Annotated in this window: 15 protein-coding genes and 1 riboswitch; of the genes, 14 read left to right on the top strand and 1 reads right to left on the bottom strand. The window is 70.0% G+C overall.

Annotated elements, in window-relative coordinates:
• Nucleotides 1–172 precede the first annotated feature (172 nt).
• The 3 genes from PI990_RS22215 to PI990_RS22205 are packed head-to-tail and all read left to right on the top strand — an operon-like array spanning nt 173 to nt 1,421.
• Nucleotides 173–790, top strand: a complete 618-nt coding sequence (locus tag PI990_RS22215) for a MarR family transcriptional regulator (protein WP_271658491.1) — start codon at nt 173–175, stop codon at nt 788–790.
• Entirely contained in the window at nt 738–1,181 is a 444-nt protein-coding gene (locus PI990_RS22210) for a DNA-binding protein (RefSeq protein WP_271658490.1), read from the top strand. The genes PI990_RS22215 and PI990_RS22210 overlap by 53 nt, the downstream gene beginning before the upstream one ends.
• A 51-nt stretch (nt 1,182–1,232) precedes the next feature.
• Nucleotides 1,233–1,421 carry a hypothetical protein gene (locus PI990_RS22205; RefSeq protein ID WP_271658489.1) on the top strand — a complete coding sequence of 63 codons (189 nt, stop codon included), beginning with the start codon at nt 1,233–1,235 and terminating at the stop codon, nt 1,419–1,421.
• Between the two features lies 1 nt (nt 1,422).
• Here the strand turns inward: PI990_RS22205 and PI990_RS22200 are convergent, their stop codons facing one another.
• Nucleotides 1,423–1,758 (bottom strand): four-helix bundle copper-binding protein, encoded by a 336-nt coding sequence (locus PI990_RS22200; RefSeq protein WP_043244950.1) that lies wholly within the window; start codon nt 1,756–1,758, stop codon nt 1,423–1,425.
• Between the two features lie 113 nt (nt 1,759–1,871).
• Nucleotides 1,872–2,082: riboswitch (cobalamin riboswitch) on the top strand.
• A gap of 56 nt (nt 2,083–2,138) precedes the next feature.
• Between PI990_RS22200 and btuB the strand changes: the two genes are divergently transcribed.
• The 11 genes from btuB to PI990_RS22145 are packed head-to-tail and all read left to right on the top strand — an operon-like array spanning nt 2,139 to nt 12,767.
• The gene (gene btuB, locus PI990_RS22195) at nt 2,139–4,007 is read left to right on the top strand and encodes a TonB-dependent vitamin B12 receptor (RefSeq protein ID WP_442969290.1); all 1,869 of its coding nucleotides are present in this window, start codon (nt 2,139–2,141) and stop codon (nt 4,005–4,007) included.
• 11 nt (nt 4,008–4,018) lie between these two features.
• Nucleotides 4,019–4,630 (top strand): cob(I)yrinic acid a,c-diamide adenosyltransferase, encoded by a 612-nt coding sequence (gene cobO / locus PI990_RS22190; protein WP_021222700.1) that lies wholly within the window; start codon nt 4,019–4,021, stop codon nt 4,628–4,630.
• A complete protein-coding gene (locus PI990_RS22185; protein WP_271661339.1) occupies nt 4,627–5,925 on the top strand; it encodes a cobyrinate a,c-diamide synthase in 1,299 nt (432 codons plus the stop codon). The genes cobO and PI990_RS22185 overlap by 4 nt, the downstream gene beginning before the upstream one ends.
• On the top strand, nt 5,922–6,572 hold the full coding sequence (gene bluB / locus PI990_RS22180) for a 5,6-dimethylbenzimidazole synthase (protein WP_021222702.1): 651 nt from the start codon (nt 5,922–5,924) through the stop codon (nt 6,570–6,572). The genes PI990_RS22185 and bluB overlap by 4 nt, the downstream gene beginning before the upstream one ends.
• Complete coding sequence (cbiB, locus tag PI990_RS22175; RefSeq protein ID WP_271658488.1) at nt 6,569–7,477, top strand: adenosylcobinamide-phosphate synthase CbiB; 909 nt, start codon at nt 6,569–6,571, stop codon at nt 7,475–7,477. The genes bluB and cbiB overlap by 4 nt, the downstream gene beginning before the upstream one ends.
• The gene (cobD, locus tag PI990_RS22170; RefSeq protein WP_271658487.1) at nt 7,470–8,462 is read left to right on the top strand and encodes a threonine-phosphate decarboxylase CobD; all 993 of its coding nucleotides are present in this window, start codon (nt 7,470–7,472) and stop codon (nt 8,460–8,462) included. The genes cbiB and cobD overlap by 8 nt, the downstream gene beginning before the upstream one ends.
• Nucleotides 8,459–9,925 carry a cobyric acid synthase gene (locus tag PI990_RS22165; protein WP_271658486.1) on the top strand — a complete coding sequence of 489 codons (1,467 nt, stop codon included), beginning with the start codon at nt 8,459–8,461 and terminating at the stop codon, nt 9,923–9,925. Before cobD ends, PI990_RS22165 begins: the two co-directional genes overlap by 4 nt.
• Nucleotides 9,918–10,439 (top strand): bifunctional adenosylcobinamide kinase/adenosylcobinamide-phosphate guanylyltransferase, encoded by a 522-nt coding sequence (cobU, locus tag PI990_RS22160; RefSeq protein WP_271658485.1) that lies wholly within the window; start codon nt 9,918–9,920, stop codon nt 10,437–10,439. The genes PI990_RS22165 and cobU overlap by 8 nt, the downstream gene beginning before the upstream one ends.
• On the top strand, nt 10,436–11,494 hold the full coding sequence (gene cobT / locus PI990_RS22155; RefSeq protein WP_043246193.1) for a nicotinate-nucleotide--dimethylbenzimidazole phosphoribosyltransferase: 1,059 nt from the start codon (nt 10,436–10,438) through the stop codon (nt 11,492–11,494). The genes cobU and cobT overlap by 4 nt, the downstream gene beginning before the upstream one ends.
• A complete protein-coding gene (cobC, locus tag PI990_RS22150; protein WP_271658484.1) occupies nt 11,491–12,039 on the top strand; it encodes an alpha-ribazole phosphatase family protein in 549 nt (182 codons plus the stop codon). The genes cobT and cobC overlap by 4 nt, the downstream gene beginning before the upstream one ends.
• A complete protein-coding gene (locus PI990_RS22145) occupies nt 12,036–12,767 on the top strand; it encodes an adenosylcobinamide-GDP ribazoletransferase (RefSeq protein WP_271658483.1) in 732 nt (243 codons plus the stop codon). The genes cobC and PI990_RS22145 overlap by 4 nt, the downstream gene beginning before the upstream one ends.
• Nucleotides 12,768–12,788 lie beyond the last annotated feature (21 nt).

The raw sequence follows: 12,788 nt of genomic DNA, 5'->3' as shown, positions 1-12,788 counted from the left end.
GCCCGGGCTTCAGCCCGGGAGCTGGGCTATTCCCCGGACTGAAGTCCGGGCTACTGGAGCTGGCACGCTCATGTTGCAGGTATCTGACATCTGCATTCGTCATCTTGTTGAGCGGCACGCTGAGGTTTAATGTAGCCAAATCGGCTACGAATGAAGCTAAAACGGCTACAAGATGAACCTTCTGGATACGCTTTTCGGCCTGCAACGCCAGCGCGTGCTGAGCTGGTTGCTGCTACACCCCGAGCAGGCCCTGCATGTGCGCGAGCTGGCGCGCATCACCGATACCCACCCCGGCTCCCTGCACCGGGAGCTGGCACGTTTGGCAGAGGCAGGCCTTTTGTTGCGTTCACAGCAAGGCAACCAGGTGCTTTACCAGGCCAATCGGCAGTGCCCGGTGTTCGAGGAACTGGCCGGGCTGTTCCGCAAGACTTCGGGTGTTGTCGATGTACTGCGGGCAGCCTTGGCGCCTCTGTCTGCCTCCATCGAGTACGCCTTCGTGTTCGGCTCCGTGGCCCGAGGCGAGGAGCAGGCCCACAGTGATGTGGATGTGATGGTGATAGGCTCGGCGGGCTTCGTCGACCTGGTACGGGCGTTGAACCCTTGCCAGGCGCAACTGGGTCGTGAGGTGAATCCGGTGCTGTACGGGGGGGAGGAGTTCCAGCGCAAGCTGGCCGAAGGCGAGCCCTTCATCCGCGAGCTGGTGAGTCGACCGCGGCTGTTCATACAGGGAGTAGAAGATGACTTTGGAAAATTTGCTCGCCTTGCAGCGTCTGCAGCAAGTAACCCCTGACAAGGCTGCCGTTGCTCGGCTGGTCGCTGCCGCTAGCCGCAACCTGGCCGATGCGCAGTTGCAGGCCCTGAGTGCGGACAATCGCTTCGATGCCGCCTACAAGTGCCTGCTGCAATGCGCCATGGTGGGGTTGCTGGCCAACGGTTACCGCACCTCCACCAGCCAGCCGGGCCATCACCAGACCGCTCTGCAGGCGCTGCCCAAGAGCATGGGCATCGAGCCCGAGCGCTTGGTGGTGCTCGATACCTTGCGGCGCAAGCGCAATCTCAGTGACTACGACGGTGAGCCGGTCTCCGAGGCGATGCTGGCCACCTGCCTGGAAGAGGCCCGTAGCCTGCTCGAGCACACCCTTGGCTGGCTACGCGAACACCATCCCGAGCTGGTCGATTAAGGCACACGTGGTGCTTTTGCATCAGGCTTTGACTCATTGGTGATGTGAGCCGTGCTGGCACTTTCGCTGGGTGAGGCAAGCATCGCCCCGGCCATCGCCGAGCGTCATTACCGAAGGCTCTACGAGTCCCCCTTCACCGACCTGACTCCGGCGGGGCCGGACGGGCTGTTCAGTACCGAGCAGGTCGACGAACGGGTGGCGGTGCTGGAGCGGGTCAAGGCGGGCGCGCGGGTGGCTTGACTCAAGCCGCCTTCGCCATCGCCTCGCATTCCACCACGCAGCGCTGGCAGGCCTGCGCACATTCCTGGCAGTGGTCGTGGTCATGCTTGGCGCATGCCTCGGCGCAGGCCTGGCAGGCGATGGCGCAGAGGCGGCAGATCTCGTCGGCCAGCGGGCTGTCGCGGGCCATCAGCAGGGCGGCCAGGCGGCACAGGTCGGCGCAGTCGCGGTCGGTGCGGATGCACAGCGCCATGTGCCCGGCGTCTTCCTCGCGCAGGCAGGAGGCGGCGCAGTGTTCACAGGCGATGGCGCAGGCGTTGCAGGCCTGGATGCAGGAGGCATAGCGGTCGCGGATCATGGAGGTCTCCTCATGGAGTGGGTCCTGTTGAGTGGACGTGGCTCCGCCCCCGTCGGTTCGACCTATTTCCCGCCCGCCGCCCGTCGATTGACCCTGGCCACCCCGGCCACTAAGCTGCGCGCCTTGCATCAGGTGCCCCGTGGCCATGCCGCCGGGGTGAAACAGGGAAGCCGGTCCATTCTCCCGAAGAATCCGGCGCTGCCCCCGCAACGGTAGGCGAATCAGACTCCGCAACAGCCACTGTGCCCAGGCATGGGAAGGCGCGGAAGGGAACCGACGGTTCCACTCGCAAGCCCGGAGACCGGCCTGGTGTGACTGCGCATGGGATCGCCCATGCATCACCCCAGAAGGTCGCGCGGGTGGCGCGACGGAGACCGATCTTGAACCGATACGCTTCCCCGAGGCCGGCGCTGCTGGCTGTTCTCGGCATTTCGTGCATTTCCCCGCTGGCCGCCGCCCCCCTCGAACTCGACGAGCAGGTGGTCACCGCCACCCGCAGCGAGCAGCCCGTGCGCGCCAGCCTGGCCGCCACCACCGTGATCGACCGCGAGGCCATCGAGCGTAGCCAGGCGAGCTCCGTGCCCGAGCTGCTGCGCAAGGTGCCGGGCGTGACCCTCAGCAACAACGGCGGCCCCGGCAAGAACACCACGCTGTTCATGCGCGGCAGCGAGTCCGACCACGTGCTGGTGCTGATCGACGGCGTCAAGGTCGGCTCCGTCAGCGCCGGGCTCACGGCCTTCCAGGACCTGCCGGTGGAACTGATCGAGCGCATCGAAGTGGTCCGTGGCCCGCGCTCCAGCCTCTACGGTTCCGAAGCCATAGGCGGGGTGATCCAGATCTTCACCCGCAAGGGGCACGGCGAGGGCGCGGCGAAGCCCTGGTTCTCCGCCGGCTACGGCACCCATGACAGCTACCAGGGCAGCGCCGGGGTGGCCGGTGGCGATGAGCAGGCCTGGTACAACCTCGGCGTCAGCAGCCAGGACACCGACGGCATCAACTCCCGCCGCCAGGGCAGCAACTACTACGAGCCCGACGCCGACGGCTACCGCAACCTGTCCGGTACCCTGAATGCCGGTGTGCAGCTCGGCGGCCTGGCGCTGGATGGCACGCTGATGCGCGCCAAGGCCCACAACGACTACGACGACATCGACAGCAGTGGCTACCTGCATCCCCTCGGCGGCCACGGCGCCAACGCCGACAACCGCCAGGAGGTGATCGGCGGCCGCGCCCGCTTCAGCCCCCAGGACATCTGGAACATCACCCTCCGGGCTGGTCGCAGCGAGGACAAGTCCACCAGCCACACCGATGGCCTGTTCGATGCCCGCTTCGACTCCACGCGCGACAGCGCCTCCTGGCTCAACGACCTGACCCTCTCCGAAGGCCACGTGCTGACCCTCGGCTACGACTGGCAGCGTGACCAGGTCAGCAGCTCCACGGCCTTCGAGCAGGACTCGCGCCGCAACCAGGGGTGGTTCGCCCAGTACCTGGGGCAAGCTGGCCAGCAGGACTGGCAGCTGTCGCTGCGCCGTGACGACAACGAGCAGTTCGGCACCCACGACACCGGCAGCGCCGCCTGGGGCTATGCGTTCACCGATGAATTGCGCTTCAGCCTCAGCTACGGCACCGCCTTCAAGGCGCCCAGCTTCAACGAGCTTTACTACCCCGGCTATGGCAACCCGGGCCTGGACGCGGAAACCTCCGAGAGCTTCGAGGCCGCGCTCACCGGGCAGCACGACTGGGGCCACTGGTCGCTTAACGCCTACCGCACCCATGTCGACGACCTGATCGCCTACGACTCCACCCTCGGCCCGTACGGCGGCCCCAACAACATCGGCAAGGCCCGTATCGACGGCCTCGAGCTGGTGCTCGGCAGCCAGTGGCTGGGTTGGGACTGGAACGCCAACGCCACCTTCCTCGACGCCGAGAACCGCGACCACGGCAGCAACGCCGGCAACGAGCTGCCGCGCCGTCCGCAACAGAGCTTCAACCTCGACCTGGACCGGCGCATCGGCCGCTTCGGCCTGGGCGCCACGCTGCACGCCGAAGGCCGCAGCTACAACGACCTGGCCAACCGCAACAAGGTGGCCGGCTATGCCACCCTCGACCTGCGCGGCGAGTACTGGCTGAACGAGGAGTGGCGCTTGCAGGCCAAGGTCACCAACCTGCTGGATGGCGACTACGAAACCGCGCTGGACTACAACCAGCCCGGGCAGGCAGTGTTCTTCAGCGTCCGCTACCAAGCCCTCTGACAGGAGCCCCCATGACCGAATCCATCGAACGCGATGCCCGCCACAAGGCGCGCATGCAGCGCAAGAAAGCCCTGATCGACGAGAAGATCGCCCAAGCCCAGGACGAGTACGGCCTGTTGCTGGTGCACACCGGCAATGGCAAGGGCAAGAGCAGCTCGGCCTTCGGCATGGTCGCCCGCGCCCTCGGGCATGGGGTGAAGGTGGGCGTGGTGCAGTTCATCAAGGGCGGCATGTCCACCGGCGAGGAAGCCTTCTTCCGCCGCTTCCCGGACGAGGTCGCCTACCACGTGATGGGCGAGGGCTACACCTGGGACACCCAGGACCGCCAGCGCGACATCGACAAGGCGCAGCAGGCCTGGGCCGTCGCGGCGCAGCTGCTCAATGACCCGCAGGTGGGCCTGGTGGTACTGGATGAGCTGAACATCGCCCTCAAGCACGGCTACCTCGACCTGGAGACCGTGCTCCGCGATATCGAATCGCGCCCCGAGCTGCAGCACGTGGTCGCCACCGGCCGTGGCGCGCCCCAGGGTCTGATCGACGCCGCCGACACCGTCACCGAGATGAGCCTGGTCAAGCACGCCTTCAAGTCCGGGGTGAAGGCGCAGAAAGGGGTGGAATTCTGAGCACCTCCACGCGCCATTGCCCGGCCCTGCTGATCGCCGCCCCGGCGTCCGGCCAGGGCAAGACCACCGTCACCGCCGCCCTGGCGCGCCTGCACACCCGCCAGGGCAAGCGCGTGCGGGTGTTCAAGTGCGGGCCGGACTTCCTCGACCCGATGATCCTCGCCCGTGCCTCCGGCGCACCGGTGTACCAGCTGGACCTGTGGATGATCGGCGAGGCGGAAAGCCGCCGCCTGCTCTGGGAGGCCGCTGCCGAAGCGGACCTGATCCTTATCGAAGGGGTGATGGGCCTGTTCGACGGCTCCCCTTCGGCTGCCGACCTGGCGCGCTGCTTCGGCGTGCCGGTGATGGCGGTGATCAATGGCGCCGCCATGGCCCAGACCTTCGGCGCCCTGGCCGTGGGCCTGGCCACCTACCAGCCGGGCCTGCCGTTCTCCGGCGTGCTCGGCAACCGCGTCGGCAGCCAGCGTCACAGCGACCTGATCCGCGACAGCCTGCCGGACTGGATCCGCTGGTACGGCTCCCTGCCGCGCAGCGCCGAGGTCGAGCTGCCCAGCCGCCACTTGGGGCTGGTGCAGGCCGAGGAGCTGGCCGACCTGGACGCACGTCTGGACGCCGCCGCCGATGCCCTGGCCGCCAGCGCCTCGGTGGAACTGCCGCCGGCGGTGGCCTTCGAGGCGCCGCCGGCCCATGAGCTGCAACCGCTGCTCGAAGGCGTGCGCATCGGCGTCGCCCGCGACACCTCCTTCGCCTTCACCTACCAGGCCAACCTCGACCTGCTGCGCGCCCTGGGTGCCGAGCTGCAGTTCTTCTCGCCGCTGACCGACGCCGCGCTGCCCGAGGTGGACAGCCTCTACCTGCCCGGTGGCTACCCCGAGCTGCACCTGGCGCCGCTGGCGGAGAACCGCGCCATGGCGGCGGCGATCCGTGCCCACTGCGACGCTGGCAAGCCGATGCTCGCCGAGTGCGGCGGCATGCTCTACCTGCTGGATGCACTGACCGACGCCGAAGGCGCGCGCGCCGAACTGGTGGGCCTGCTGCCCGGTAGCGCGGTGATGCAGAAGCGCCTGGTGGCCCTGGCCTTGCAGGAAGTCGAGCTGCCCGGCGGTGCCTTGCGTGGCCACACCTACCACCATTCGCGCCTCGACTCGTCGCTGCAGCCCCTGGCGCGCGGCACCTGCCCGAACGACAAGCCGGTGGCCGAGGCGGTGTTCCGCATCGGCCGCATCACCGCGTCCTATATCCACTTCTACCTGCCTTCCAATCCCGCTGCGGCGGCGGAGCTCCTGCGCCCATGACCGACAACGCCTTCAGCCCCGAGGAACGCGCCGCCGTATACCGCGCCATCGCCGAGCGTCGCGACATGCGCCACTTCAGCGGCGGCGAGGTGGCGCCCGAGCTGCTCGCACGGCTGCTGGAGGCGGCGCACCAGGCGCCCAGCGTCGGCCTGATGCAGCCCTGGCGCTTCATCCGCGTCACCGAGCCGGCGCTGCGTGAGGACATCCACGGCCTGGTGGAGGCGGAGCGGGTGCGCACCGCCGAGGCGCTGGGCGAGCGCTCCGACGAATTCATGCGGCTCAAGGTCGAAGGCATCCGCGACTGCGCCGAGCTGCTGGTGGCCGCGCTGATGGACGGGCGCGAGGCCCATGTCTTCGGCCGACGCACCCTGCCGGAAATGGATATGGCGTCCCTGGCCTGCGCGATTCAGAATCTCTGGCTCGCCGCCCGTGCCGAAGGGCTGGGCCTGGGCTGGGTCTCGCTGTTCGACCCGCAGGCCCTGGCCGAGCTGCTCGGCATGCCGCCCGGCAGCAAGCCCCTGGCGGTGCTCTGCCTGGGCCCGGTGGAGGCCTTCTACCCGGCGCCGATGCTGGCGCTGGAGGGCTGGGCGCAGCCGCGCCCGTTGTCCGAATTACTGTTCGAGAACCAGTGGGGAAACAAGGAATGAGCCTGGGCATGCTGACATTGGCCGCCGTGGTGCTGGATGCCGTCTTTGGCGAGCCACGGCGCTGGCACCCGCTGGTGGCCTTCGGCAACTGGGCCAAGCGCCTCGAGCAACGCTTCAACCCCGGTGGCCGTGGCTGGCGCAGCCATGGCGTCAGCGCCTGGGTGATCGCCGTGCTGCCGCTGACCCTGGCCGCCTGGTGGCTGGCCGAGCTGCCCTGGATCGGCACCCTGGTGGGCGTCATCGCCCTCTACGCTGCCATCGGCCTGCGCAGCCTCAACGAGCACGCCGAGCCGGTGGCCCGCGCCCTGGAGGCCGGCGACCTGGAGCAGGCACGCCAGCGCGTCGGCTACATGGTCAGCCGCGAAACCCGCGAGCTGGACGAAGGCGCCGTGGCCCGTGCTGCCACCGAGTCGGTACTGGAGAACGGCAGCGACGCGGTGTTCGCCGCGCTGTTCTGGTTCGCCGTGGCCGGTGCGCCGGGCGTGGTGCTGTACCGCCTGAGCAACACCCTCGACGCCATGTGGGGCTACCGCAATGCGCGCTTCGAACGCTTCGGCTGGGCCGCCGCGCGCATCGACGATGTCCTCAACTACATTCCCGCGCGCCTGGTGGCGCTGACCTACGCGCTGCTCGGCAAGACGGCCGTGGCGCTGCACTGCTGGCGCAAGCAGGCACCGCTCTGGGACAGCCCCAACGCGGGGCCGGTGATGGCCGCCGGCGCCGGTGCGCTGGGCGTGCAACTGGGTGGCCCGGCCGTCTACCACGGCGAGCTGCACGAGCGCCCGCACCTGGGGCTGGGCGAGCCCGCGCGGGCCGAAGACATCGGCCGCGGCATGGACCTGGTGCGCCAGGGCGTGATGCTCTGGGTGGGCGTGCTGATCATCGGAGGGTGGCTCTTTGCTTGAGCATGGAGGCAGGCTGCGCGCCGCCGCGCAGCGTTATCGCATCCCCGAGGCCGATTGGCTCGACCTCTCCACCGGCCTGGCGCCCTACGACTGGACCCTGCCGGAGGTGCCCGGCGCCGCCTGGGCCCGCCTGCCCGAGCAGGACGACGGCCTGGAAGAGGCCGCCCGCCGCTATTACAAGGCCCCGACCCTGTTGCCGGTGGCCGGCTCCCAGGCCGCCATCCAGGCACTGCCGCGCATTCGCCGTACCTCCCAGGTGGGCATCCTCTCGCCCTGTTACGCCGAGCATGCCGCCGCCTGGCGCCGGGTCGGCCATCGCCTGGAAGAGATCAGCGAGGCCGGTGCCCGTCGCGCCATCGACCGCCTGGACGTGCTGGTGGTGGTCAACCCCAACAACCCCACCGGCCAGCGCTACTCGCCGGAGCTGCTGCTGGACTGGCATGCGCGCCTGGCCGAGCGCGGCGGCTGGCTGGTGGTGGACGAAGCCTTCATGGATTGCACCCCGGACCAGAGCCTGGCGCGCATCAGCCACCTGCCGGGGCTCATCGTGCTGCGCTCCTTCGGCAAGTTCTTCGGCCTCGCCGGGCTGCGCCTGGGGTTCGTCTGTGCCGCCCAGGAGCTGCTCGACGAAATGGAGGAGCTGCTCGGCCCCTGGGCCGTGAGCGGCCCTGCCCGTTTCATCGCCAAGACCCTGCTGCAGGATGTTGACGGCCAGGCCCGGCAGCGTGAACGCCTGCTGGTGGACGGCCAGCGCCTGGCGCGCCTGCTCACCGACAACGGCCTGCAGCCCACCGGTGGCTGCGCCCTGTTCCAGTGGGTGGCCATGCCCCACGCCGGGGTGATGCACGACTACCTCGCCGCCCACGGCATCCTCACTCGCCTGTTCCTCACGCCGTCGAGCCTGCGCTTCGGCCTGCCACCGGACGAAGCCGGCTGGCGGCGCCTGGACCAGGCCCTGAGCGGCTTCGCCCGGGAGCTCGCATGACCACGCTGATGGTGCAGGGCACCACCTCCGACGCCGGCAAGAGCACCCTGGTGACCGCGCTGTGCCGCTGGCTCAAGCGCCAGGGCGTGGCGGTGGTGCCGTTCAAACCGCAGAACATGGCGCTGAACAGCGCGGTGACCGCCGACGGCGGCGAGATCGGCCGCGCCCAGGCGGTGCAGGCCCAGGCCTGTGGCCTGGCGCCGCACACCGACATGAACCCGGTGCTGCTCAAGCCCAATACCGACACCGGCGCCCAGGTGATCATCCACGGCCGCGCCGTCACCTCGATGAACGCGGTCGCCTACCACGACTACAAGAAGGTGGCGATGCAGGCGGTGCTGGCCTCCCACCAGCGCCTCGAAGCCGGTTACCAGGTGGTGATGGTGGAAGGGGCGGGCTCGCCGGCGGAGATCAACCTGCGCGCCAACGACATCGCCAACATGGGCTTCGCCGAGGCGGTGGACTGCCCGGTGATCCTCATCGCCGACATCGACCGGGGCGGCGTCTTCGCCCACCTGGTGGGCACCCTGGCGCTGCTTTCGGAAAGCGAGCAGGCGCGGGTGAAAGGCTTCGTGATCAACCGTTTCCGCGGCGACATCGCCTTGCTGCAGCCGGGCCTCGACTGGCTGGAACAACGCACCGGCAAGCCGGTGCTCGGCGTGCTGCCGTACCTCACCGACTTCCACCTGGAGGCGGAGGACGCCATCGACCGGCGCCAGGACGCCAAGCCCCGCGAGGCGCTGAAGGTGGTGGTGCCGGTGCTGCCACGCATCAGCAACCACACCGATTTCGACCCGCTGCGCCTGCACCCCCAGGTGCAGCTGACCCTGGTCGGCCCCGGCCAGGCGCTGCCGCCGGCGGACCTGATCGTGCTGCCCGGCTCCAAGAGCGTGCGCGCCGACCTGGCCTTCCTCCGCCAGCAGGGCTGGGATCTGGCCATCGCCCGCCACCTGCGCTACGGCGGCAAGCTGCTGGGCATCTGCGGCGGCCTGCAGATGCTCGGCGAGCGCATCGACGACCCCCATGGCCTGGAAGGGCCCGCCGGCAGCAGCGCCGGCCTCGGCCTGCTGGCCTTCGACACGGTGCTGGAGCCGGAGAAGCAGCTGCGCAACGTGCGCGGCTACCTGGGCCTGGAGAACGCGCCAGTGACCGGTTACGAGATCCACGCCGGGGTCAGCCGCGGCGCTGCCCTGGAGCAACCGGCGGTGTGGCTGGACGATGGCCGCGCCGACGGTGCCATGAGCGTCGACGGCCAGGTGCTCGGCACCTACCTGCACGGCCTGTTCGAAGGCGCCGAGGCCCGCGATGCGCTGCTGCGCTGGGCCGGCCTCGCCGAGGTGCAGGCGGTGGACTACCCGGCGCTGCGCGAGCGCGACATCGAGCGCCTGGCCGACCAGGTCGAGCGCCACCTGGATACCGACCTGCTGCGCCGCCTCTGCGGCCTGGAGCCCGTCCATGGCTGAACTCATCCTCGGCGGCGCCCGCTCGGGCAAGAGCCGTCTGGCCGAACGCCTCGCCACTGAATCCGGCCTGGCCGTCACCTACATCGCCACCAGCCAGCCCCTGGACGGCGAAATGAGCCAGCGCGTGGCCAGCCACCGCGCCCGCCGCCCCGACCACTGGGGCCTGGTGGAAGAGCCCGTCGAACTGGCCCGGGTGCTGCGCGAGCATGCCGCCCCCGGCACCTGCCTGCTGGTGGATTGCCTGACCCTGTGGCTGACCAACCTGCTGATGCTGGAGGACGAGGCGCGCCTCGTCGCCGAGCGCGATGCCCTGCTGGCCTGCATCGGCGAGCTACCGGGGCGGGTGCTGTTGGTGAGTAATGAAACCGGCCTCGGGGTGGTGCCCCTGGGCGAACTGACCCGCCGCTACGTCGATGAAGCCGGTTGGCTGCACCAGGCCCTGGCCGAGTGCTGCACCCGCGTGACCTTCACCGTCGCCGGCCTGCCCATGCTGTTAAAGGGAGAGCCCCTATGAACACCCTCGCGTGGTGGTTGGCCGAGTGCCAGCCCCAGGACCATGTCGCCCGCACCCGGGCCCAGGCCCGCCAGGACCAGTTGACCAAGCCGCGAGGCGCCCTGGGCCAGCTGGAAGGCCTGGCTATCACCCTGGCCGCCATGCAGGGCAGCGATCGCCCCGAGGTGGCGCGCCCCTGGTTCGCCGTGTTCGCCGGCGACCACGGCGTGGTGGCGGAGGGCGTTTCCGCCTACCCGCAGGCGGTGACCGGCGAGATGCTGCGCAACTTCGTGCGCGGCGGCGCGGCCATCAGCGTGCTGGCCCACAGCCTCGGCGCCACCCTGGAACTGGTCGACCTGGGCACCGCCGTGCCCCTGGAAAAACTGCCCGGCGTGCTGCACCTGGGCCTGGGCGCCGGCACCGCCAACTTCGCCCGCGAGCCGGCGATGAGCGATGCCCAGTGCCTGGCCGCCCTGGAGGCCGGCCGCGCCAGCGCCGTGCGCGCGGTGGAGTCGGGCGCGGACATCTACCTCGGCGGCGAGATGGGCATCGGCAACACCACCGCCGCCAGCGCCCTGGCCTGCGCGCTGCTGGGCACCCCGGCGGCGCAACTGGTCGGCCCCGGCACCGGGCTGGACGACAAGGGCGTGCAGCACAAGGCCGAGGTGATCGAGCGCGCCTTGGCCCTGCACAGCCCCCATTGCCATGGCCCGCTGGAAAGCCTGCGCCGCCTCGGCGGCTTCGAGGTCGCCGCCCTGGCCGGCGCGTACCTCGGCTGCGCCCAGCGGGGCATCCCGGTGCTGGTGGATGGCTTCATCTGCAGCGTGGCCGCCCTGTGCGCGGTGCGCATGAACCCGGCCTGCCGCGACTGGCTGCTGTTCTCCCACCGTTCCGCCGAGCCGGGCCACCAGGCGGTGCTGGCGGAGCTGCAGGCGCAAACCCTGCTCGACCTCGGCCTGCGCCTGGGCGAGGGCAGCGGCGCCGCCATCGCCTTGCCGCTGCTGCGCCTGGCCTGCGACCTGCACAACGGCATGGCCACCTTCGCCGAAGCCGCTGTCTCGGACCGTCCGGCATGAGCCTGGTAATCGACCTGCTGCGCCATGGCGAGACCGAGCTGGGTGCCGGCTTCCGTGGCAGCCTGGACGACGCCCTGACCGAAACCGGCTGGGCGCAGATGCGCGGCGCGGTGGAGGGGGCCGGCCCCTGGGACGCCATCGTCGCCTCGCCACTGCAACGCTGCGCGCGCTTCGCCGAGGAGCTGGCCGGGCGCCTGGACCTGCCGCTGCGCTTCGATGCCGACCTGCGCGAACTGCATTTCGGCGCCTGGGAGGGCCGCACTGCCGCCCAGTTGATGGCCACCGACGAAGCCGGGCTGGGCCTGTTCTGGAACGACCCCTACAGCTTCACCCCGCCCGGGGGCGAAACGCTGCTGGACTTCGAGGCCCGCGTCCACGCTGCGGCTGCTCGGCTGCAGGAAGGCTTCGCCGGTCAGCGCCTGCTGGTGGTCAGCCACGGCGGGGTGATCCGCCTGTTGCTGGCCCGTGCGAGGGGCCTGCCCCGAGCCCAGTTGATGCAGGTGGAGGTGCCCCACGCCACGCTGCACCGGATCGTTTTGCCATGATCCCGCTGCTGATCGCCCTGCAATTCCTCACCCGCCTGCCGGTGCGCCTGCCGGGCATGCCCGAGCCGGTGCAGGTGGGGCGCTCGCTGCTGTTCTACCCGCTGGTGGGGGGGCTGCTCGGCCTGGCGCTGCTGGCGCTGGAATGGCTGCTGGGTGACACCTCGGTGCTGCTCAAGGCCGCGCTGCTGCTCGCCGCCTGGGTGGCCTTGAGCGGTGGCCTGCACCTGGACGGGCTAGCCGATACGGCGGACGCCTGGGTGGGCGGCTACGGCGACCGCGAGCGCACCCTGACCATCATGAAGGATCCGCGCAGCGGCCCCATCGCCGTGGTCGTATTGGGGCTGGTCCTGCTGCTGAAGTTTTCTGCCCTGGTCGCCCTGCTGGAGCAGGGCCCCATCGCCGCGCTGTTGCTGGCGCCCTGGCTGGCGCGGGGGCTGCTGCCGCTGTTGTTCATGACCACGCCTTACGTTCGTCCGGGCGGGCTGGGGCAGGCCCTGGCCGAGCACCTGCCTCGCCGGGAGCTGCCCTGGGTACTGGGCGTCCATGTGCTGCTCGGGTTGGTATTCGGCTGGGTGGCGCTGGTGTCCCTGGCGGCCGCCCTGGCCGTATTCGCCTGGTGGCGACGCGGCTTGCTGCGGCGGCTGGGCGGCACCACCGGCGACACGGCCGGGGCGCTGGTGGAGCTGGCCGAGGTGGCCGTGCTGGTGGCGCTGGCGCTGCTGGGGTGAACGCCGGGGCGCAAGGCCCCG

This window comes from Pseudomonas sp. TUM22785, assembly GCF_028198105.1.
Classification (GTDB): domain Bacteria; phylum Pseudomonadota; class Gammaproteobacteria; order Pseudomonadales; family Pseudomonadaceae; genus Metapseudomonas; species Metapseudomonas solani.
This window is presented reverse-complemented; position numbering and strand designations above follow the sequence as displayed.